The following is a 23176-nucleotide window of genomic DNA, read 5'->3' as shown; positions in this document are numbered from 1 at the left end:
GCGCCGGCACCCCACCCCACGTGATCGTTCGGACACACCCCGGAACAGGTGCTCCATGAGTGACCGGCAGTTCGCCGACCCCTCCTCGTCCCCCGTCATCGCCACGGTGCTGCGACAGTCGTCCGTGGTGCTCCAGACGTACCGGGTCGACCCCGGTCTCGTGCAGGAGCACGCGAACGGCGAGGTCCGCATCACCCAGGGCGGCTACGGCGACCGCCAGCTCTTCGAGCTCGTGCAGAACGGTGCCGACGAGATCGCGGCGGCGCCCGGCGGGAAGCTCCACGTCGTCCTGACGGACACTCATCTCTACTGTGCCAACGAGGGGACAGCGGTCACGGCGGAGGGCGCCGAGACCATCCTGCGCATGAGTGTCTCGCGCAAGCGGGGGGGCCAGATCGGCCGCTTCGGTGTCGGCGTCAAATCGGTGCTCTCCGTCAGCGACACACCGCAGTTCTTCAGCACCAGCGGCAGTTTCGGCTTCGACCGCGACTGGTCCGCCGGGGAGATCGCCGCCGCCCTCGGTGCCACCGGGCCGCTGGAGGTGGACACACCGGTCCTGCGAATGGCCCGGCCTCTCGACATCGACCGGGAGAAGGCCGAGGACACCGTCCTCGCAAGTCTGCTCAAGTGGGCCAGTACGGTCGTCCGGCTCCCCCTCCTGCCGGGCGCCGCCCAACGCCTCGGGCACGACATCAACGGCCACAAGGGCCGCGACGGCCGAAAGGTCGACCCCTTCCCCTCCCGGTTCCAGCTGTTCTCCTCCCACGTCGGGGAGGTTCTCCTGCTCGACCACCGGACGATGCCGCCGGTCCGCCGCGAGATCACGGTGGAGAACAGTGGTGTCCACCGCCGGCTGAAGGAGATCACCCGGGGGGCCAAGCCCACCGTCGAGGACTGGAAGGTGTACTCCGTGGCGCACCGGCCCACGGACGGTGTGCGCGGCAGCGCCGGCGAGCTGCAGTACCGGCCGGTCCTCGACATCTCCTGGGCGGTGCCGGAGTACACCGTGAAGAACGGTCTGCACACGGTGCCGCAGGGGAAGGGCGAGTTCTGGGCCTTCTTCCCGACCAAGTACGAGGTGTCGCTCAGCGGGATCCTCAACGCTCCGTGGAAGACCAACGAGGACCGTCAGCACCTGCTCGACGGAAACAGCTTCAATCTTGAACTCCTGCGGGCCGCAGCCGAACTGGTCGTGGGCACGATCCCCGACCTGGTGCCGGCGGACGACCCGGCCGCCTACCTGCCGCTGCTCCCGGGCCGCACCAAGGAATCCCTCAACTGGGCGGACGACTACCTGCTCCGGCAGATCTGGGCACTCGCGAACCGCATGCCCTCGCTTCCCGACCAGGACGGTGAGCTGCGCGTCCCGGCAGAACTGCACATCACACCGGCGCACCTGGAGAAGGACTGGGTGCGGATCTGGTCCGAGTACCCCGGCCGTCCCAAGGACTGGGTCCACCCGTCCGTCGACGCCGCCGACAACGCCCTGCGTCGCGGCAAGATGAACCACATCCTCGACGAGACCGGGCAGAAGCCCGAGAGCGTCACGACCTGGCTCGAGGCCCTGGTCGGCGACGGAACGGCGGAGGCGTCCTGCCACGCCATCGAGATCCTCTCCTCGATGGTGCTCACCGACCAGTCCCGTCGACTGCGCGGGGACTCCGACATCACCGCGGCGGCCCGCCGGGCGCGGATCGTGCTCACCGAGGAGCACGGCATGGTCGCCCCGGTGGCCGGTGAGATCTTCCACCGCACCTCGGAGGACGCGCTGCGCGACGACATGGTCTACGTCGACCCACAGATCTCCGGGCGCAACGACATGGCGCGCCACCTGCACAACATCGGCATCCGGGTCGCCGACGCCCAGGGGCGCTTCGAGGGCGTCCTCGACCAGGGGTTCGACCACTACGGGGCCCAGGACTGGACCAACTTCTGGGTGCTGCTGCGCAGCGCCGGCGGCAACGCGCAGGTCGACCGCATCCGCGCCAAGGTGCCGAAGCCGATGGAGACCCTGTACGTCCGGACCGTTGACGGTCGTTTCCGCCCGATGCGCGACTGCCTCCTGCCCGGCCCGGTGGTGCCCGCCGACGGCAGCCGGGACCGGTCTGTCGCCGTCGACGTCGACTTCCACGGCGGCGACCGACCGATCTTCCGTGACCTAGGACTGGTGGATCGGCCGACCTCGGGGCACCGGCCGGACCAGGAAGCGTGGTTCGAGAAGTACCGGGAGGTCGTGCACGAGCACCACCTGCGGGCCCTGCCCGCGGACGCCCCGCGGCCGAGCCTCTCCAGGCTGACCCTCGAAGGCGCCCCGACCGCAGGACCGCTGCACCTTCTCGAAACGCTCTCGGACGAGGGCCGTGCGGGATTCGTGGCGGCACTGCCCGAGATGGGGATCGTCCGACAGTGGACCAGCCAGTACGGTGCCCAGGCGGCAACCCGCAAGGCCGTGCTCTCCCCGCTGCGGTGGATGGTCAACAAGCACGGGCGGGTCAACACCTCGATGGGCATGACCCGGGTCGGCGAGGCCGTGGGTCCGCAGCTCAAGGAGTACGCCGGGGTCCTGCCGGTCGCCGACATCGGCGCGGACGTCGCGCAGCGACTGGGGATGCCCACCACTGCCGAGGCCGTGCCCCCTGGTCGATGGGCGAAGCTGCTCGACCGGGTACTGGAGAGCGAGGACGACGCCTTCATCGGTCGTGCCTACGCCCTGCTGCTGCGGGTCGGCTTCGACTTTCCCGAGGGTGTACTGACGCGCTGCCGGATCGGTAACACCTGGGACACCCGCACCGACGGCAAGATCGCGGTGGCGACCAACGAGAACGAGTTCAAGGAACTGGTCCGCGAGCAGCTGCCCGCCGTCCTGGTCGCCGACCGGTCGGACGCGGCCACCGCCAAGGCGATGGTCGAGGAGTGGGGCATGCTCAGGGTCTCGGACGTCATCACCAAGGAGCTGAAGCCCGTCAAGAACGGCCCGGCGGTCTCGCTGTTCGACGAGTTCACCACCGTGCGCGCCCGGATCGGCAACGCCGGCAGCAACCTCAAGATCCAGCGCTGCTCCGAGCTCGAACAGGTCGTTCGCACCGAGAAGGGCGCCGAGCCCACGCCGCTCACGGCCGCGCGCAAGGGCAACACCCTGCTCGTGCTCGACTCCCTCGATCGACTGCAGGTCCTGGTCGCGGCCGACACCGAGTTCAAGTGGGGCTTCGGCGCGGCCGGATGCCGGCAGGCGCTCGAGCTCCAGGACCGCCAGGAGCAGGACCAGCAGCTCCAGGCGCGCCTGCGGGCCGTACGGGAGGCCGAGAGCGTCATCGACAAGATCGCGCTGCTCATCGGTGCCGATGCGCTCACCCGAGGCCTGCCCCCGGGCCTGCTGGAGAGCGAGATCGAGGAGCGCGGCGAGGAGCCGGAGGCCCGCCGCATCGCGGAGATGGCCTTCAACTCGCACGGCGAGTCGATCCTCGCGGAGCACGTCCGCGACCTGGCCCTGGAGTTCCCGTCCCGGGCCCCGAGCTCCTTCAACGGGAGCGACAAGGCCCGCCGATTCGTCGCCGACCTCGGCTTCCCCGACCCCTTCGCAGGTGCCCGGGCGCCGTCGCTCGACCCTCGGTTGGAGATCGACGGGCCGTCGGAGTTCCCGTCGCTGCACGCGTACCAGGAGCAGCTCGCCCAGGCGCTGTTCCGGTTGCTGGAGAGTCCCACACCGCAGCGCGGCATGCTGAGCCTGCCGACCGGCGCCGGCAAGACCAGGGTGACGGCCGAGGGTGTGATCCGCTGGATCCGGGAGGGCGAGTCCCGTCCGGGGCCCGTGCTCTGGATCGCCCAGACCGAGGAGCTGTGCGAACAGGCCGTCCAGAGCTGGCGGTTCGTCTGGTCGAAGGTCGGCCCGGAGCGCCCGCTGGTGATCAGTCGGCTGTGGTCGTCCAACTCGGCCACTCCCGTCGACGGTCGCATCCACCTGGTCGTGGCCACCGACGCCAAGCTCGCCGAGTGCCTGGACACCGATGACTACGCCTGGCTGCGCGAGGACACTTCGCTCGTCGTGGTGGACGAGGCCCACACCGCCGTCTCGCCCCGCTACACCCGGCTGCTCGAACTGCTCGAACTCACCCAGCACCGCACCGGAAGGCATCTGGTCGGACTCACCGCCACGCCCTACCGGAACAACGAGGAGCTGACCCGGCGTCTGGTCCAGCGATTCGGCGCGCGCCTGGACACCGGGGTGTTCGACGGCGACCTGGCCGATGCGATCAAGCAGCTGCAGCACATCGGGGTTCTGGCCGAAGTGCGCCATCGGGAGCTGGCCGGCGGGACGATCTCCCTCAACCCCGACGAGCTGAAGCGGTCCGCGACGTTCGCGACCCTGCCGAAGGGGGCCGAGCAGCGGTTGGCCGACGACCACGAGCGCAATCAGCGCATCATCGACGAGATCGCCGACATGCCCTCCGACTGGCCGATCCTGGTGTTCGCCACCTCCGTGGCCCACGCCAAGTTCCTCGCCGCGAAGCTCGTGGACCGGGGGATCAGCGCCACCGCCATCGACTCGACAACCTCGGTGAGCGACCGGCGCCAACGGATCGACGCCTTCCGCAACGGTCGTATCCAGGTGATCACCAACTACGGTGTGCTCACCCAGGGTTTCGACGCGCCGGCCACCCGCGCCGTCGTCGTGGCCCGTCCGACCTACAGCCAGCACATCTACCAGCAGATGATCGGACGTGGCCTGCGCGGTCCCAGGAACGGTGGCAAGGAGACCTGCCTGATCCTCAATGTCCGGGACAACGTCACCAACTTCGGGGAGCGACTCGCCTTCACCGACTTCGAGTACCTGTGGGGAGCGGAGAAGTGACCTCGCCGATCCTCGAGAACCACGTGCTCACCGCCGAGCAGCAGACCGTCGTCGACCAGCCCTGGGACGCTCGTGTGCTGGTGACGGCCGGCGCAGGGGCCGGAAAGACCCATACGCTCGTGCGACGGCTGGACGCCCTCGTGGAACGCGAGGAGCTGGAGACCTCGGAAATCCTGGTGCTCAGCTTCTCCCGAGCCGCGGTCCGCGAACTCACCGAGCGGATCGGACGCCGCCCTTCGGCCGCACAGCGGGTGCGGGCCCAGACCTTCGACGCCTGGGCCGCGGGTCTGTTGAACCGCGCGTACCCGGAGACCGACTGGAGCGCCCTGCCGTTCGAGCGGCGGATCGAGGCAGCCACCGAGGCCATCGACCGCGGCGCCGTCGAGGTCGGCGAGCACGGCGTTCCGGCCCACGTCGTCGTCGACGAGGTCCAGGATCTGGTCGGTGCCCGCCGGGAGATGGTGGAGGCGTTGCTCGACCGTTTCCAGGAGAACTGCGGATTCACCGTGGTCGGCGACTCGGCCCAGTCCGTGTACGGCTTCCAGGTCTCCGATCCGGACCGACGCGCCGAGGAGACGGACCGCTTCCGGGACTGGCTCCGGGCGAGCTTCGGCGAGGACCTGGTCGAGCTCTTCCTGGGGGAGAACTTCCGCGCGCGCACCGAGGACGTCAGGTCGGCCCTCCGGTTCGGTCCGGAGCTCCAGCGGCTGCCGCGCGACCCCGGGGCGGCGGCCGCCGAGGCCGAACGGATCCACGGCGACCTGCGGGCCCTGCTGCTCGCAGCGCCGAACTTCGGGAGCCTGGACTCCGAGTTCGTCCGGGCCGCGCTCCACGACTACCCCGGCACCACGGCCGTCCTGTGCCGGGACAACGGCCAGGCCCTGACGGTTTCCGGCCTGCTGGCGGACGCCGGGGTACCCCACTTCGTCCAGCGGTCGGCCCAGGAACGCTCCGCGCCCGCGTGGATCGCCGGTCTGCTCGCCTCGACCAGTGCCTCGACGCTCCAGCAGGACCGGTTCACGGAGCTGCTCGGTGACCTCGAGCTCCCGCCCGGATCGAGCCCCGACACGCTGTGGCGGTCCGTGCGCAAGGTCGCCAGGGGCGCCCGCGGCGTGCTCGACCTGGCAGCACTCCATCGTGCGCTCGCCGAGCGACGGCTTCCGGACGAGCTCACGGCCCCGCGGCCGTCGTCGCTGGTCGTCTCGACGGTCCACCGCGCGAAGGGCCTCGAGTTCGACCGGGTGCTGGTCGTCGAACCACGGGTACTGAAGGAACCGCGACGCGTCGCCAAGAAGAAGTACGACTACGATCCGGCGGCGGAGGCCCGCCTCCTCTACGTCGCGATGACCCGGGCCCGGGACGACCTGTACGTGCTGGACGCCCCCAGCACGTGGCAGGTCCGCAAGGACGGCCGGCTCGACCGCTGGTACCTGGGCGGTCGGAGCTCCTGGGCACGCAACGGCATCGAGATCCTCGGTGACGACGTGTCCCACGAGCTTCCGCCGGGAGCGGAGGAGCTGCGGAAGGATCCGGTCGGACTGCTCGAACACCTACGGACCGGGGTCGCTCCGGGCGCGCGGGCGGAGCTGGTGCTGTTGCACGGCATCCCGGTCGCCCCGGACCAGTCGCCGCCGTACGCCGTCACCGTGGACGGGCGGCATGTCGCCGTCGTCTCGCAGCGGTTCCGCACCGACCTGTGGCGGATGCTCCGCCGCAATGCGCACTCCGAGGTCGAGAACTGGCCGCCGCTGATCACCGGGCTACGGGTCGACTGCGTCGAGAGCGTGGCCGGCGACGCCGCCGCGGCCGAACGGGCCGGGCTCGACAACCGCGGCGTCTGGCTGGCCCCCCGGCTCTGCGGTTTCGGTCGCTTCCAGTGGTACGACGGGCAGGCCCCGACGAACGCCGACGCCGAGGAGGGGTCCGCATGAACGACTCACCGTACACAGCCCACTACGAGATGTGTGATTCCCTGCTCGAGGCGCTCCGCTCCGACCTGCTGGGTCCCGTGGAGGGCGAGGAGGAGGTCCTCACGGACGATGCGCCGATCACCGTGTACCCGATCGGCGTGCTCTTCCCCCGAACCCGGTCGGACGAGGTCCGTCCGGAGGTCCTGGAGCTGGAAGCGGAACGCGACGGGCTGGACAGCGCTCCGCTCACGGCCCGACGTGACGCCGAGGAAGCTGCCGCGGACCTCGGTGTGTCGCTCGCCAACATGCGCATGCCTTCCTCGATCGGCCTCACCTTCGCCGTCAACCCCGCCGTCGCGCGCCGGATCCGCTTCACCGTCCGGGCGGGCATCTACGTCCCGCAGGACGAGGAGGGCAGGCCCGTGCCCGCCAAGCGCTCCGAGGCGCGGACGACGAAGACCCAGCAGGAGAACTGGCGCCGGGTCCCCGTCGAGCCCGAGGCCGTGGAGGTCGACATCACCTCCCCGGGGAACCTGCCTCCGACGGTCCTGCACACCGGTCTCGAACTCCGGGTCCTGGTCCGTCCGGCCTCGGGGCCGGAGGGCACCGTGACGGTGACCGCGACCGTGGTGAACAACCTGGAGATCGGCCCGTACGACCTTCGTGACGCCCACTGCTTCTACCAGCCGGTGCTGGAGGTCACCGGCGTTCCGGAAGGCTCCGTCCCGTTCGTCGAGCGGCCGGCCGCACTGGCTGCCGTCGACTCCGAACAGGCACTCAGCCGGCTGCTCCACCGTCACGCGCCGAGCTTCGCCACCGGCCACGGGTGTGCCGCGCAGTGGGACTGGTCCCCCTCGTCGATCGGAGAACCTGCCGCGGAGCGAGCGGCCGTCGGGGCGGTACGTACCGAGTTCGTACCCGCCCACGAGGTCCTGCTGACGGAGTCGAATCCGCTGATCGACACCGAGGCCCTCACCATGCACGGCCTCGCGACCGCCGATGCCGAGGACATCGTCGCGTCACTCCACCGACTTCTCGCCGGGTACGAGGAGTGGGTGGACGCCCAGGAGGCGCAGGTGCGGTCCGCGGCGCTCGACGGGCACCGCGGGACCGCCACCGAGCAGATCGACCGCTGCCGACATGCGCTCCGCCGTATGCGTGTCGGCGTCGACCTGCTGGCCGACCCGGCGCGGCCCAAGGTCCTCCGGGCCTTCCGGTTGGCGAACCTGGCCATGGCCGAGCAGCGGGCGCAGAGCGACTGGGTCAAGAACGGTCGGCAGGACGCACCCGACGTCCGCGCCGGCCGGTGGCGACCGTTCCAGATCTCCTTCGTCCTGCTGTGCCTGGCGGGCATCGTCGACGCAGAGCACGAGGACCGCGGTGTCGCCGATCTGCTGTGGTTCCCCACCGGTGGTGGCAAGACCGAGGCCTATCTGGGCCTGATCGCCTTCACCACCTTCCTCCGTCGACTCCGTGACGGCGAGGACGGCGCCGGTGTCACGGTGCTGATGCGGTACACCTTGCGACTGTTGACCCTGCAGCAGTTCGAGCGGGCGGCGGCCCTGATCTGCGCCATGGAGCGACTGCGGCTGGCGGACCAGGAGTCGCTGGGGCGCGAGGAGATCTCCATCGGTATGTGGGTCGGGCGTTCCGCGACGCCCAACACACTGGCGGTCGCCTCCGAGAAGCTCGCGGAGCTCGTGGCCAACCCGCTCCGCTCGGTGCAGACCGAGAACCCGGTGCAGCTGCGGAACTGCCCCTGGTGCGGCGAACCGCTGTCGGCAGCCGACTACGCGGTCGACGAGGTGGAGGAGCGCATGAACATCCTCTGCCCGTCGACGGCCTGCGACTTCCGTTCCGGCCTCCCCGTGCACCTGGTGGACCAGGCCGTGTACCGGGCCCGACCGACCCTGGTGATCGCCACCGTCGACAAGTTCGCTTCCATGCCCTGGCGGGAGAAGTCCGCAGCACTGTTCAACCGGGACCGTCCGGGCCGCACCCGGCCCCCCGAGCTCATCGTCCAGGACGAGCTGCACCTGATCTCCGGCCCGCTCGGCACCCTGACCGGTCTGTACGAGACTGCGGTGGACGCCCTGGCGGCCCGGCCGAAGATCATCGCCTCTACCGCCACCATCCGACGGGCGGACGAGCAGGGGGCGCGTCTCTTCGCACGCCGGATGGAACAGTTCCCCCCGGCCGGTCTGGACGCCCGCGACTCCTGGTTCGCGGTCGAGACACCCGCCGACGGGAAGGCCGCCCGCCGCTACGTCGGTCTGCTGACCTCCAGCACCAGTCAGTCCACACTGTTGATCCGTGTCTACGCCGCGCTGTTGCACCGTGCCGCGGCGCACGATGCCCCCCCGGAGGTGAAGGACGCCTACTGGACCCTGGTCGGCTACTTCAACAGCCTCCGACTGCTGTCCGCCGCCGAACTGCAGGTCCTCGACGACGTTCAGGACCGACTGGAGTACGTCGCCGCACGCGACGGGTCGAAGCCCCGCTCCGTGAACGGGCTCACCGAACTCAGCAGCCGCGCGAACGCGAGCGACATCTCCAGGAGGCTGAAGGAACTCGAACGGGGACTCCCCCAGACCGACGTGCTGGATGTTCTGCTCGCCACCAACATGATCTCGGTCGGGGTCGATGTCCCTCGGCTCGGCCTTATGGCCGTAATGGGACAGCCACAGACCACCGCCGAGTACATCCAGGCCACCAGCCGGGTCGGCCGTCGTCACCCCGGTCTCGTCGCCGTCATGCTCAACTCGGCCCGCTCCCGGGACCGCTCGCACTACGAGGACTTCCACCACTTCCACTCGGCGCTGTACCGGGAGGTGGAGTCCAGCAGTGTCACACCGTTCTCCTCCCGGGCGCGTGACCGCGGGCTGCACGCGGTCGTCGTGGCGCTGACCCGCCTGATGCTTCCCGAGGCCGCGGCCAACCACCGGGCGGCCGAGATCGAGGACTTCCTCCCCGCCCTGGAACGACTCGTCCGTCCCGCCGTACTCGAACGGGTGGCGCGGGTCGAGCCGAACGAGTTGGAAGCCACGACCCTCGCTTTCGACAGTTTCGTCGAATGGTGGCGGGACGCGGCGCACATCTCCTCGGGCCTCGTCTACGAGGCGCCTCGCGGTACACGGACCCCGGCCCTGCTGAGCAGCTACGACGACGAGGGCCCGAACGCCACCGGATGGCCCACGCTGTGGAGCCTGCGCGACGTCGACGCGTCGTCCCCCTTCTTCGAGGAGCGCTGAAGCGATGAGCCCCCTACCGCCCCGCACCCGTCGTCGCGGCCCCCTGACCGCCCCCGTGCGCGCCGCCCGCCGCCTCGGCGAGATCCGCCGTACCCAGCTCGTCACCACGTACGGTGTCGGCGCCATGATCGCGGTCGAGAACGAGTCCTTCATGGTCCGGGGCATCGACTCCTGGGACACCTCCGAAGCGGTCACGGTGGTGGAACCCCGCCTGGCGCAGCAGTTGGGCGTGAGCGGGTTCCGGCTGCCGCCGGCACCCGACCCGACCCGGGCCAGGGACGGCGTGCGTGCGACCCGGTTCCCCCTCCTGTACTCCTGTCCGCAGTGCGGTTCGCTGGCCCCCTTCCAGCGGTTCAACTCCCCGGCCGGGAAGGCGGAGTGCTCGCTCTGCTCGGAGGACCTCGTACCGTCCCGATTCGTCGTGGCCTGCGAGAACGGCCATCTGGACGACTTCCCCTACTGGCACTGGGTCCACCGCGGCACCGGGCGACCGAGCGGCCGTTCCTGCGGCGGGAGTCTGTCCCTGCGCACAGAGGGTTCGACCGCCTCGCTCCGCGGCGTGGTCGTGAGCTGCAGCTGCGGTGTCGACCCCGTGTCCATGGAGGGCGCCTTCCGGCGGAAGGCGCTCAAGGACCTCGGACTCGACTGCACCGGGCGGCTTCCCTGGCTGAAGGACGAGCCCCACGAGTCGTGCGGTCTCCGGCCGCGCACCCTCCAGCGCGGTTCGTCGTCCGTCTGGTTCCCCGTGGTGCACTCCGCACTGTCGATCCCCCCGTGGAGCGAGGGACTGGCGAAGCTCGTGTCCCGCTACTACGACAAGCTCAAGGACGCCTCACCAGCGGGCATCCACGGTTTCCTGGAGGTCGAAGGGGTGCTCCGGAAGCACCCCGAGTACTCGGCCGACGAGGTCGTCGATCTGGTCGAACAGTGGCGACAGGCGGGAGCGGCCGCCGAGGGGAGCTCGGAAGGGCGATCGCAGAGCCTGCGGGAGAAGATCTACCGTGACGAGTACGACACGCTGCGTCGTGAGTACCCGGAACGGGAGGACTCCGAGCACCAGGACTTCGTCTGCGAGCCCCCGATCTCCTCCGTCCTGCCGCTCACCCGTTCGCACGGCATCGAACAGGTCATGCTGCTGCACCGGCTGCGCGAGGTTCGGGCGCTCGAGTCTTTCACCCGGGTGGACGAGCCCAGCATGGCCGATGCCCCGTCGCGGCGGGCCCGGATCTCGCGCACACCGCAGAACTGGCTCCCGGCCATGGAGGTCTCCGGCGAAGGCGTGTGCGTCCGGCTCGACGAGGAACGGCTCCAGGAGTGGGAGCAGACCCCCGGGCCGGTCTCCCGCGCCCGAAGGGTCCGGGAGAACCATCAGCGCCTCCTGGACGACCGCGCCGGAAGCGCCGGCACCGCTCCCCGCTCACCCGCCACCCCCCGGTATCTGCTGCTCCACTCCTTGGCCCATGTACTGATCAACGAGTGGAGCCTGGACGGCGGCTACCCGGCCGCCGCTCTGCGCGAGCGGCTCTATGTCGACAAGGACATGGCGGGCATCCTGATCTACACGGCCACCAGCGACTCGGCCGGGAGCCTCGGAGGCATCGTGGCCCAGGGGGAACCCGACCGGCTCGCCACCGGTCTGCGCTCGGCCCTGCAGCGGGCCGGTTGGTGCTCGAACGATCCGCTGTGCATGGAATCCGAGGCGAGCGGCGCGGACGGGCTGAATCTGGCCGCCTGCCACGCCTGTCTCCTGCTGCCGGAGACCAGCTGCGAGAACAACAACGTCCTGCTCGACCGTGCGGCCCTGGTGGGGACGCCGGACGGGCGCACGGCAGGGTTCTTCGGGCCGACGGGCTTCTGAGCCAGAACGGAAGCGCCGGTCGGGTGACGTCCCGACCGGCACTTCCGCCCTGCGGAGGCCCCGGCGGGTCAGCCGCGGCGGGCGCGGCGGATGGCGGAGGTGACGACCGGGGGGAGGAGGTCGCCGACGGCGCGCTTGGCGACGTTGGTGGGGCGGCGGCGCTCGGCGGCGCGGGCTCGGCGGTCGGCGAGGTCGCGGTCGGCCGATTCGCGGTCGCGCTCGGCGGCGCGGAAGGCGTCCTCGGCGGCGCGGTGGTCCGCCTCGGCGGCCAGCCGGGCGTGGTGGCGGGAGACCCGGAACGGTTCGGCGCCCGCGTCGCTGCCGCTGATCCGGACCAGCCGGTGCCCGCCGACCGACTCGCTGGCGAGGTCGCAGTGGGGCAGGGTGCCCCGGCGGGCCAGCAGGTCGAGCTGGGCGGGCTCCGGGTCGCCCCAGGTGCCGTAGAACTTGCTGTCGGTCAGCACGATCGGCCGCAGTCCGTGGTTGAACACGGCCTCCCAGGTGGCGGCGGCGACGCCCGGGGTGTGGGCGGAGCGGTAGTCGTCCAGGACCACGATGCCGTCGGAGGCGAGCGCCGTCCGGGCCACCTGGATGTCCTCGGCGACGTGCTCGTAGAGGTGCGAGGCGTCGATGTGGATGAAGCGGAAGGCGCCGGGCGCGACCCGGCCGCCGGCCAGCGTCGAGGTCGGGGCCTGGACGATCTCCGGCAGCCGCTCGTTGAAGGCGAGGTAGTTGGTCTCGAAGGCGGTGCGGGTCAGCGTCCTGCGGTAGGACATGTCCATCTCGGCGGAGTTCTCGTCGTCCGGGGCGTCGGAGTCGAAGAGGTCGCAGACCGTGAAGGCCTCCCCCGGCTGGAGGTGCGAGCCGATGACGATCGCGCTGCGCCCCAGGTAGGCGCCCATCTCCATGAGGTCCCCGGAGCGGCCGGCCTTCTCCTGCCGGCCGAGGAACCAGTCGAAGAGGTGACGGTCCTGGTCCCAGAACCACCCGGGTACGTCGTCGAGCACCCCCGGTTCAGCAGGCAGCTGCTGGTCGGCACTGAGTGCGGCGTCGGTCACGAGGCGGCTCCTAACACGGTACGAACGACCATTGGGCACGATCTCCGGACTCGGGGCGGCCGCTGCGGCCCTGCGACGGTCCGGGCGGTCCGCGTCCGGGTCCCGTGGGCGGTCCGGGCGGACGGGCGCGACCCGGTCTGACACCGACGGTAGTCCGGGGCGCCCGAGTTCGCTGCAATCTACTCGCCACGGAGCGGAGTTGCGCGGGCTCGGAGCAAAGAATTTCGGGCCCCGGCAATTTGTGCGCGGAGTTTGACCGGGACCCGTGCGCGACACGGGAACGGTGCGTCCATAGTGCCGTCCGACCACCCGATTGTCATCAGGACGGGCCCCGGAGGGGACAGCGCAACGGGCCCGTCCGGCCGGGGGCGGTGGCCCCGGTCGGACGGGCCCGGTCGACCTGCTCGGTCGGCTGCTCGGTCGGGTCAGACCAGGTCGACGCCCGGGTAGAGCGGGAAGCCGGCGAGCAGGTCGGCGGCGCGCCCGGCAACGGCCTCGGCGACCGCCGGGTCCAGCACGTACTGGGCCTTGGACGGCGTGCCGGCGGCCGTGGTGGCCGGGGTGGCGGCGCGCAGCACGGTGTCGATCAGGCCGGCGATCTCGTCCATCTCGGCGGTGCCGAGGCCCCGGGTGGTGAGCGCCGGGGTGCCGATCCGCACGCCCGAGGTGTACCAGGCGCCGTTCGGGTCGCCCGGGACGGAGTTGCGGTTGGTGACGATGCCGGAGTCCAGCAGCGCGGCCTCGGCCTGGCGGCCGGTGAGGCCGTGGTTGGAGACGTCGACGAGCACGAGGTGGTTGTCGGTGCCGCCGGTGACCAGGGTGCCGCCGCGGCGCAGCAGCCCCTCGGCGAGTGCCTGCGCGTTGTCGACGACCCGCTGGGCGTAGTCCCGGAACTCGGGGCGCCGGGCCTCGGCGAAGGCGACCGCCTTGGCGGCCATGACGTGCGAGAGCGGGCCGCCGAGCACCAGCGGGCAGCCCCGGTCGACGTGCTCGGCGAGCTCCTCGACGCAGAGCACCATGCCGCCGCGCGGGCCGCGCAGCGACTTGTGGGTGGTGGTGGTGACGATGTGGGCGTGGGCCACCGGGTCCTCGTCGCCGGTGAACACCTTGCCGGCGACCAGGCCCGCGAAGTGGGCCATGTCGACCATCAGGGTGGCGCCGACCTCGTCGGCGATCTCGCGCATCCGGCGGAAGTCGACCCGGCGCGGGTACGCGGAGTAACCGGCCACCAGGATCAGCGGGCGGAACTCCAGGGCGGTGGCGCGCAGCGCGTCGTAGTCGATGAGGCCGGTGGCCGGGTCGGTGCCGTAGCTGCGCTGGTCGAACATCTTGCCGGAGATGTTGGGGCGGAAGCCGTGGGTGAGGTGGCCGCCGGTGTCCAGGGACATGCCGAGCATGCGCTGGTTGCCGAGCTCCCGGCGCAGTTCGGCCCAGTCCGCCTCGGTGAGGTCGTTGACGTTGCGGACCTTGGCGCGCTCCAGGGCGGGGCTCTCGACCCGCTGGGAGAGGACGGCCCAGAAGGCGGTCAGGTTGGCGTCGATGCCGGAGTGCGGCTGGACGTAGGCGTGGTCGGCGCCGAAGAGGGCGCGGGCGTGCTCGGCGGCGACGGTCTCGACGGTGTCGACGTTGCGGCAGCCGGCGTAGAAGCGGCGGCCGGGGGTGCCCTCGGCGTACTTGTCGCTGAGCCAGTTGCCCATGGTGAGCAGGACGGCCGGGGAGGCGTAGTTCTCGCTGGCGATGAGCTTGAGCGAGGCGCGCTGGTCGTCGATCTCCTGGCCGATGGCGGCGGCGATCCTCGGTTCGACCTCGCGGACCACGTCGAGGGCGGAGCGGAAGGCGGTGTTGGCGGCGGGGGTGGCGGCCGTGTGCGGCTGCTGGGCCATGACGGTCTCCTGGAAGGGGAGGTCGGGGGGCCCAGGCGCTCGGCAACTGCGTCGTGATTCGGCACGGGGCCGCTTCCCGATGGTCGATTCCATCCGTGCGCGCCAGTCGCGGCCCGCCGGAATCGTACCAATGCCCGACGTCCTGTGGCGGAGATCTCAGAATGCGGGACGGCGGCGGACATGACATACCTTTTGTCCGCTTGTGCCCGTTCTTCTGCTACGGCTGTATTGCAGCGGAATGAAGCCGTCACAATTCCCGAAACAAAGCCGCCGAACCACTTCTCGGACGCCTTCGGAATGATTTGCGAAAAGTCCTCGGTGTCCGATCTGATGGCGCTCGGCGGCGCCCCGGGAAACCCCCGGAGGCCGCCCGGAAATGTACGTCGGTGCACCCCCACCCACGGGGCGGCACGGAATTCGGGGAGTACTCCTGTCATGGCAGTGGTCGAACACGTCGCCGCATCGGACGCGCCGCCCGTGCGGCCCGCCCCGCCGGGGCTGCTGCGCCGGGTCTGCCGGGACCGCACCGGGGCCGTCGCGCTCGGCGTGGTGGTGCTCTTCCTGCTGCTCGCCCTGGCGGCCCCGCTGATCGCCGCGCTGTACGGCAAGAACCCCACCGAGCACTACGGCCAGAACGCGCCCGGCCTGCTCAGCGACGGCGGCCTGCCGATCGCGCCGAACGGCGGCATCTCCGGGGAGTTCTGGTTCGGCCTGGAGCCCGGCCTGGGCCGCGACGTGTTCACCCAGCTGCTCTACGGCATCCGCGCCTCGCTGCTGATCGCCTTCGCCTCGGCCGCCGTGACCACCGCCCTCGGGGTGCTGGCCGGGGTCGCGGTGGGCTACCTCGGCGGGATCACCGACCGGGTGTTCGGCTTCTTCTCCAACGTCCTGCTGGCGTTCCCGACCCTGCTCCTGCTGCTCGCGCTCAGCCCGGTGATCCAGTCCCGGCTGGTGGACCCGGGCACCGCGGAGCCGGAGTGGATGCAGTTCCTGGTCCTGGTGCTGGTGTTCTCCGCGTTCGGCTGGATTCCGCTCGCGCTTTCCCTGCGCGCCACCGTCCGGTCGCTCCGGGAAAGGGATTTCGTGCAGTCCGCCCGGGCGATGGGCGCCGGAGGATTCCACATCGTCGTCCGGGAGCTCCTGCCGAATGTCCGGGCGCAGCTGCTGGTGCACGCCACCATGGCGGTGCCGGCGTTCGTCGCCTCGGAGGCGGTGCTGTCCTTCCTCGGCGCGGGCATCAACGAGCCGGTCCCGGACTGGGGCCGGATGATCTCCCGCGGCTCCGAGGTGTTCCGGGCCGACCCGACGTACATGTTCTTCCCCGGCGTCGCGCTGCTGCTCTTCGTGCTCGCCTTCAACCTGCTCGGCGACGCCGTGCGGGACGCCCTGGACCCCCGGGCCGCCCGCTAGGGGTTGCCGGACCAGCCCCGGGCCGTCGCCGGCCGCGGTCCGACCGACCGCCTTCCTTCCACTGTTCACCCGACAGTTCACCCGACCGCCCCGGAGACCCCGGGGCAAGGAGAGATTCGCCATGCGCTGGATCAGACCGTCCCTCGCCGTCGTCGCGACCGCCCTGCTGGCGACGTCCTGCTCGGCCGGCGCGGGTTCCACCTCCACGGCCGGCCCCGGCGCCGCGGCCAAGGACGCCTCGCCGCTGACCGCCGCGCTCGGCAACGAGAAGGAGAGCGCCGGACCGGCCCCCGCCGTCCCCGGTGCCCGCGCGGGCGGCACGGTGAACGTCTACAACACCACCGACTTCCGCCACCTCGACCCGCAGAAGGTGTACGCGGGCGCCGCCTACAACACCTCGCTGCTGTGGGGCCGCCAGCTGACCCAGTACCAGGTGGTGGACGGCAAGGCCAAGCTGGTCGGCGACCTCGCCACCGACACCGGGACCGCCAGCGACGACGGCCGCACCTGGACCTACCGGCTGAAGGAGGGCGTGACCTGGGAGGACGGTCAGCCGATCACCTCCCAGCAGGTCAAGTACGGCATCGAGCGCTCCTTCGGCAAGGGATACGAGGTCGGCCCGCCGTACTGGCCGCAGTGGCTGACCGGTGAGGCCAGCTACGACGACGCCCGCAAGAAGTACGGCGGCCCGCAGGACGGCGACCTCGACGCGATCGCGACGCCGGACGACCGCACCCTGGTGTTCCACTTCCCGCAGCCGCAGGCCGACGTGCCGTACATGGCCGCGCAGTCCTCCTCCTCGCCGGTGCGCAAGGACAAGGACACCGGCACCGACTACGACCGGCTGCCGTTCTCCACCGGCCCGTACCGGATCGTCGAGCACGTCCAGAACACCCGGCTGGTGCTGGAGCGCAACCCGCACTGGAAGGCGGAGACCGACCCGATCCGCAGCCAGTACCCGGAGAAGTTCGTCTTCACCTTCGGGAAGGAGGCGCTCAACATCAACCAGGAGATCCTCTCCGGGCGCGACGGCGGCGCGGACGCCACCACGGTGGCCACCCAGCTCTCCCCCGAGCTGTACCAGACCGTGGACACCGACCCGAAGGCCAAGGACCTGGTCGTCTCCGGGCGGCAGGGCGCCTTCGTCACCTACCTCATGGTCAACAACGAGCGGGTGACCGACCCCGAGGTCCGCAAGGCCCTCAACCTCGCCTACCCGCGCCAGCAGGCCCGCCAGGTCCTCGGCGGCAGCCGGGCCGGCGAGCTCGCCAGCACCCTCAGCTCGCCCGCCCTGGTCGACTGGCAGAAGTACGACCTGAACCCGGCCAGGCCCGAGGGCGACCCGGACGCCGCGAAGGCCGTGCTGGCCAAGGCCAAGCAGCCGCCCGCCTCGCTCACCTACGCCCACGCCAACACCCCGAACGGCCAGCGGGTCGCGCAGGTGCTGGTCGACGGCTTCGCCAAGGCCGGTATCACGCTGGTGCCGAAGCCGGTCGACGCCAAGGCCCTGCTGGACGAGGCGCACCGCGCCGACTCCCCCTACGACCTGTGGGAGGAGACCAGCTCGGTCGACTGGCCGACGCCCTCCACCCTGATCCCGTTCTCCTTCGACGGCCGCGCCAACAGCGACCTCAACTCCGCCCGCTACCACAACGGCGAGGTGGACAAGGAGATCGACCGGATCAACGGGATCGGCGAGCCCCGGGCCAAGGCCAAGGAGCTGTACGCGCTGGAGCAGACGGTGATGAAGGACCTGCCGGTGCTGCCGTTCGCCTACCCGAACGTCAACCAGCTGCGCGGCTCCAACGTCGGCGGCGCGTTCGTCCACCCGATCTACGGGTCGGTCAGCCTCGCCTGGCTCTACCTGAAGGCCTGACAGCCCGCACACCCCCGGTGGTCCCGCCGTCCGCCCCGCCCCGCGCGTCGGGGCGGCGGGACCACCGCCCCGACGCCCACCGAACCCGGACCGGCCACCATGCTCTCCTTCGCCCTGCGGCGGATCCTCCAGGCGCTCGCCGTCCTGGCCGCGGTCTCCGCCGCCGCCTTCGCCCTCTTCTACGCCGCCCCCGCCGACCCGGCCCGCGCCGCCTGCGGCCCGCGCTGCGACACCGGTCAGGTCGCGGCGGTCCGCGCGAGCATGGGCCTGGACCAGCCGCTGCTCACCCAGTACACCGACTACCTGACCGGGATCGTGGCCGGCCGTGACATCCAGGACGTCGACGGCTCCACCCTGCACTGCGACGCGCCCTGCCTCGGCTACTCCTACCGGCTGCACCAGCCGGTCACCGAGGCCCTGGTCGACCACCTGCCGGTGACCGTCTCGCTGGCGGCGGGCGGGCTGGCCTTCCTGGTGGTGTTCGGACTCGGCACCGGCTTCGTCGCCGCGCTGCGGCACGGCACCAGGACGGACCGGCTGCTCTCCGGCTTCACCCTGATCGGCGCCAGCGTGCAGATCTACTTCCTCGGCTACGTCGCCCAGTGGGGTCTGGTCTACACGACCGGACTGCTGCCGCTGCCCTCCTACACCCCGCCGGCTACCGACCCGGCCGCCTGGGCGGGCGGCATGCTGCTCCCCTGGATCGTCCTCGGCTTCGTCAACTCGGCCGTGTTCGCCCGGCTCTCGCGCTCCCAGCTGCTGGAGACGATGGACGAGGAGTACGTCCGCACCGCCCGCGGCAAGGGCCTCGGCCGGCTCCGGGCGCACCTCAAGTACACCGCGCGCGGCGCCGCCGGACCGCTGGTGCAGCTGCTCGGCCTGGAGGCGGGCGCGCTGCTGGGCGGCGCGGTGATCACCGAGACGGTGTTCGGGCTGAACGGCGTGGGCCGGTTCGCCACCGAGGCCGTCGAGGGCCAGGACCTGCCGGCCGTGGTCGGCGCCGTGCTGCTCGCCGCCTGCTTCGTCGTGCTGTTCGTCGCGCTGGCCGATCTGGTGATCGCCTGGCTCGATCCGCGCATCCGCCTCGGCTGAACCCGCCCGCCGCCCTCCCGCCTGGAGCCCTCCCCATGACCCCCACCTCCGCGACCGCGCCCACCGCCGCTGCGTCCGCGCCCGCCGCCGAGCCGCCGGTGCTCAGCGTCCGCGACCTCTCCGTCAGCTTCGCCGACCCGCGCGGCGGCGCACCCGTCCACGCCGTGCGGGGCCTGTCCTTCGAGCTCGCCCGGGGCGAGGTCCTCGGCCTGGTCGGCGAGTCCGGCTCCGGCAAGTCCGCCACCGGGCTCGCCGTGCTCGGCCTGCACGACCCGCGCACCACCACCGTCACCGGCTCGATCCGGCTGGACGGGCAGGAGCTGGTCGGCGCCGGGGAGCAGGTGCTGCGGCGGGTGCGCGGCGGCCGGGTGGCCCTGGTCTTCCAGGACGCGCTGACCTCCCTCAGCCCCTTCCACACCGTCGGCGCGCAGCTCGCCGAGATGTACCGGCTGCACCACCCCGGCGCGGGCCGGGCCGAGGCCCGCCGGAAGGCCGCCGCGATGCTCGACCGGGTGGGCATCCCGGCCGCCCGGACGGACGACCACCCGCACCGCTTCTCCGGCGGCATGCGGCAGCGGGTCATGATCGCGATGGCACTGCTGAACAACCCCGATGTGCTGATCGCCGACGAGCCCACCACCGCGCTCGACGCCCGCGTCCAGGACCAGGTGCTCGACCTGCTGGGCGAGTTGCAGCGCGAGCACGGCACCGCCGTGCTGCTGGTCAGCCACGACCTCGGGGTGGTCGCGGGCGGCACCGACCGCACCCTCGTCCTGCGCGGCGGCCTGGAGGTGGAGACCGCACCCACCCCGGCGCTGCTGGCCGCGCCCCGGGAGCCGTACACCAGGGCCCTGGTCGGCGCCGCGCTGACGCTGGACTCGGTGCCCGGCACTCCGCTGCCGACGGTCGACGACCCCTCGCCCGCGCCCCGGCCGACGGCCCGCCCCCGCTCCGGGGCGACGGCCACCGGCGGGCGGTGGCTGGTCGAGGTCGAGGACCTCTCGGTGCACTTCCCCGGCCGCCGCCGCTTCCCCGGGACGCGGTCCGAGCCGGTGCGGGCCGTCGAGGGGCTCGGCCTGCGCATCGCCCCCGGCGAGACGCTCGGCCTGGTCGGCGAGTCCGGCTCCGGCAAGTCCACCACCTCGCGGGTGCTGGCCGGCCTCCAGCCCGCCACCGCCGGCACCGTCCGGTACGACGGCCTGGACGCCACCCGGCCCGACCGGGCGCTGCGGCGGCGGCTCGCCAAGGAGGTCCAGCTGGTCTTCCAGGACCCGTACGCCTCGCTCAACCCGCGCCGCACCGTCGCGCAGACCCTGGAGACCCCGCTGCGGCTGCACACCGCTCTCGGCGCGGGCGAGCGGCGGCAGCGGTCCGCCGAACTGCTGGAACAGGTCGGTCTGCCGGCCGACCACCTGGACCGCTATCCGCACGAGTTCTCCGGCGGCCAGCGCCAGCGGATCGGGATCGCCCGCGCGCTCGCGGCCGAGCCCCGGCTGATCATCGCCGACGAGCCGGTGTCCGCGCTGGACGTGTCGGTCCAGGCGCAGGTCCTCAACCTGCTGATGGAACTGCGCGAACGGCTGGGCGTCGCCTTCCTGTTCGTCTCGCACGACCTCGCGGTGGTCCGCCACTTCTGCGACCGGGTGGCCGTGATGCACGGCGGCCGGCTGGTCGAATCCACCGACCGGGACCGCCTGTTCGCCGCCCCGCACACCGACTACACCCGGGAGCTGCTCGCCGCCGCGCGCTGAGCGGACGGCGATCCCGGGCCGCCGTCCCGGAGGCGCCGTCCAGGGGCCGCCGTCCAGGGCCGCCGTCCAGGGCCGCGCACGGTCGGCCGACGGCCGGTCACGGACGTACGCGCGGTCGGCCGACAGTTCGAGTCTTCGGCTGCGCGGCCGGTACCGGGCGGGTTAGCGTGCTGCGAACGACCGCTGTGACGGTCCGACAGGGCATCTGCTCGATCCGGGAGAAACGTGTCCGAGGAAAAACTGCTCGCGAGGATCAACCACGGCTTCGACCACCTCGACGCCGACGGGGACGGCCGGCTGACCGAGCACGACCATGTGCTGATGGGCCGGGCGGTGGCCCGTTCGCTGGGGCACGCGGAGGGTTCCCGCACCGAGGAGCGCATCGTCGACGCCTACCTCGCGATCTGGCGCGACCTGCACGTCTCCCACCTTCCGGTCGGCACCACCTCGATCGGCCGCGCGCAGTTCGTCGCCTCGACCCGCTCGCTCGCCGACGACCCGGTCGCCGCGCGGACCGTGTTCGGCGCGCTGGCCGAGGCCTTCCTCGCGATCGCCGACGTGGACGGCAGCGGAACCGTGGACGCGGGCGAGTTCTTCGTCTTCCAGCGCGGCCACTTCTCCGCCCTCTCCCGCGACGACGCCGACGAGGCGTTCCGCCGACTGGACGTGGACGGCGACGGCCTGCTCTCGGTCGAGGAGTTCGTCGGCGGCATCATCGAGTTCTGGACCAGCCGCGAGGCCGAGGCCCCCGGGCACTGGTGGGCCGGGCGTCCTCCGTACGCGGTCTGACGCGGCCCCGCCCGGCCGGCCCGGAGGGGCCGAGCCCGGTCCTCCCGAACGGACCCCGCCGGCACCCCCGGCCGGGGGATCCCCGCAGGTGACCGGCGGTGTTCCGGCCGACGGCAGGGGCCGGGGGCGGGGACGGCGGCGGGGCGCTCCGGCGGGTAGCGTGGCGGTGCCGGCGCCCGGACGGGTCGGACGCTGTCACGACGGGTCGGTGCGTCCCGGCCTTCCCCGGCCGGCCGGGCACCGCGCCGTCGGGCGGCGCGCCACGACCGCCCGGACCGGCCGTCGCGTCCGGCCGGACGCGGCGCGCACAGCCGCAAGGAACCATCCGCATGCCCAGCACGGCCCCCACTCCCGCTCCCCCCACCGCCCTGTCCGCCCCCGCCTCCGCGCCCGCGTTCGTCGCCCGCCCGGCCCTCGCCCTCGGTCCCCACACCGTGACGGCCGAGCGGATCCGGGAGGACATCCTCGACCGCAACCCCGACTACCCGGCCCGTCAGGCCCAGACCGTCCGGCTGGCCCTCGGCAACCTGCCCGGCACCCGCCGCTACTTCCGGCCCTACGAGCTGGTCTCCTCCCCCGAGCGCACCGCCGCCGAACGCAAGGCCACGACCTTCGGCGACCTGCTCGCCGCCGCCGAACACGCCGCCGCCGAGGCGATGCTGACGGCGGGCGTCCGGCCCGAGCAGGTGGACTGCGTGATCGTGTCCAGCGCGACCGGGGACGCCGTGCCCGGGCTGGACGTCCACCTCCAGCAGAACTTGGGCCTGCGCCCCGACATCAGCCGGCTGCCGATGAGCCAGCTGGCCTGCGCGGGCGGCGCCCACGTCCTGCTCACGGCCCGGCGCTTCCTGGCCTGGAACCCGGCCGCCGTGGTGCTGGTGGTCGCCGCCGAGTCGCTCTCCTCGCTCTACCAGAACACCCGCACCTCGGTGGAGGACCAGATCTACAAGGGCCTCTGGGGCGACGCGGCGGCGGCGGCCGTGGTCACGGCCGAGCAGCGCACGCCCGGGCTCAGACTGGAGCACTGCTTCGAGTACACCATCCCGCACACCACCGACCGCTACCGCAAGCTGACGGACCACCGGGGCGACCACTTCGCCTCCACCCGGGCCTCGCTCCGCTCGGTCACCGACCTGGGACCGGCGCTGCTCGACTGGCTGGACCGGCACGGCGGCCGGGAGCTGGACTTCGGCGTGCTGCACCCGGGCGGCCCGGCCATCCTGGACCGGCTCGGGGTGCTGCTCGACGCGGACGCCGCGTTCCTGCGGCACTCGCGGGACGTCCTCACCGAGGAGGGCAACCTCGGCGGGGCCACCGTCTTCTCGGTCCTCGCCCGCACCCACCGCACGCCCCCGCCGGCCGGTGCCCGCGGCCTGCTGCTGGGCCTCGGCCCGGGCGTGACCCTGAGCACCCTGCTCGCCACCTGGTCCGGGTGAGCCGGTACCGGGC

At 72.0% G+C, this 23176-nt stretch carries 12 protein-coding genes and 1 riboswitch; of the genes, 10 read left to right on the top strand and 2 right to left on the bottom strand.

Translation table 11 applies throughout. The features are described from left to right. Window positions 1-55: 55 nt before the first annotated feature. The 4 genes from OG715_RS34385 to drmB are packed head-to-tail and all read left to right on the top strand — an operon-like array spanning window position 56 to window position 11868. The gene (locus tag OG715_RS34385; protein WP_266273360.1) at window positions 56-4849 is read left to right on the top strand and encodes a DEAD/DEAH box helicase; all 4794 of its coding nucleotides are present in this window, start codon (window positions 56-58) and stop codon (window positions 4847-4849) included. Beyond that, window positions 4846-6780, top strand: coding sequence for a UvrD-helicase domain-containing protein (locus tag OG715_RS34380; protein WP_266273361.1), 1935 nt, complete (start codon window positions 4846-4848; stop codon window positions 6778-6780). Before OG715_RS34385 ends, OG715_RS34380 begins: the two co-directional genes overlap by 4 nt. After that, the gene (locus tag OG715_RS34375) at window positions 6777-10010 is read left to right on the top strand and encodes a helicase-related protein (protein ID WP_266273362.1); all 3234 of its coding nucleotides are present in this window, start codon (window positions 6777-6779) and stop codon (window positions 10008-10010) included. Before OG715_RS34380 ends, OG715_RS34375 begins: the two co-directional genes overlap by 4 nt. Before the next feature lie 4 nt (window positions 10011-10014). Continuing rightward, on the top strand, window positions 10015-11868 hold the full coding sequence (gene drmB / locus OG715_RS34370) for a DUF1998 domain-containing protein (RefSeq protein WP_266273363.1): 1854 nt from the start codon (window positions 10015-10017) through the stop codon (window positions 11866-11868). A gap of 68 nt (window positions 11869-11936) precedes the next feature. On the opposite strand, the gene OG715_RS34365 is transcribed toward drmB, so the two are convergent. Together OG715_RS34365 and OG715_RS34360 are read right to left on the bottom strand one after the other, a co-directional pair. Further along, entirely contained in the window at window positions 11937-12926 is a 990-nt protein-coding gene (locus OG715_RS34365; protein ID WP_266273364.1) for a class I SAM-dependent methyltransferase, read from the bottom strand. Window positions 12927-13351: 425 nt separating this feature from the next. Continuing rightward, entirely contained in the window at window positions 13352-14809 is a 1458-nt protein-coding gene (locus tag OG715_RS34360; RefSeq protein ID WP_266273365.1) for a glycine hydroxymethyltransferase, read from the bottom strand. 22 nt (window positions 14810-14831) lie between these two features. Continuing rightward, window positions 14832-14929, bottom strand: a riboswitch (ZMP/ZTP riboswitch). A gap of 315 nt (window positions 14930-15244) precedes the next feature. On the opposite strand from OG715_RS34360, the gene OG715_RS34355 reads away from it, so the two are divergent. The 6 genes from OG715_RS34355 to OG715_RS34330 all read left to right on the top strand — a co-directional run bounded on the left by OG715_RS34355 (window position 15245) and on the right by OG715_RS34330 (window position 23163). Next, entirely contained in the window at window positions 15245-16219 is a 975-nt protein-coding gene (locus OG715_RS34355; protein ID WP_266273366.1) for an ABC transporter permease, read from the top strand. Between the two features lie 121 nt (window positions 16220-16340). Beyond that, the gene (locus tag OG715_RS34350; protein ID WP_266273367.1) at window positions 16341-18095 is read left to right on the top strand and encodes an ABC transporter substrate-binding protein; all 1755 of its coding nucleotides are present in this window, start codon (window positions 16341-16343) and stop codon (window positions 18093-18095) included. 99 nt (window positions 18096-18194) lie between these two features. Then, complete coding sequence (locus OG715_RS34345) at window positions 18195-19187, top strand: ABC transporter permease (protein ID WP_266273368.1); 993 nt, start codon at window positions 18195-18197, stop codon at window positions 19185-19187. 35 nt (window positions 19188-19222) lie between these two features. Then, entirely contained in the window at window positions 19223-20938 is a 1716-nt protein-coding gene (locus tag OG715_RS34340) for a dipeptide ABC transporter ATP-binding protein (protein WP_266273369.1), read from the top strand. A gap of 225 nt (window positions 20939-21163) precedes the next feature. Then, the gene (locus OG715_RS34335) at window positions 21164-21727 is read left to right on the top strand and encodes an EF-hand domain-containing protein (protein WP_266273370.1); all 564 of its coding nucleotides are present in this window, start codon (window positions 21164-21166) and stop codon (window positions 21725-21727) included. Between the two features lie 329 nt (window positions 21728-22056). After that, window positions 22057-23163 carry a beta-ketoacyl-[acyl-carrier-protein] synthase family protein gene (locus OG715_RS34330; protein WP_266273371.1) on the top strand — a complete coding sequence of 369 codons (1107 nt, stop codon included), beginning with the start codon at window positions 22057-22059 and terminating at the stop codon, window positions 23161-23163. Window positions 23164-23176: the final 13 nt, after the last annotated feature.

Source organism: Kitasatospora purpeofusca (genome assembly GCF_036010405.1).
Classification (GTDB): Bacteria; Actinomycetota; Actinomycetes; order Streptomycetales; family Streptomycetaceae; genus Kitasatospora; species Kitasatospora purpeofusca.
The sequence above is the reverse complement of the archived record's forward strand: the minus strand, read 5'-3'. Positions and strand labels throughout refer to the sequence as shown.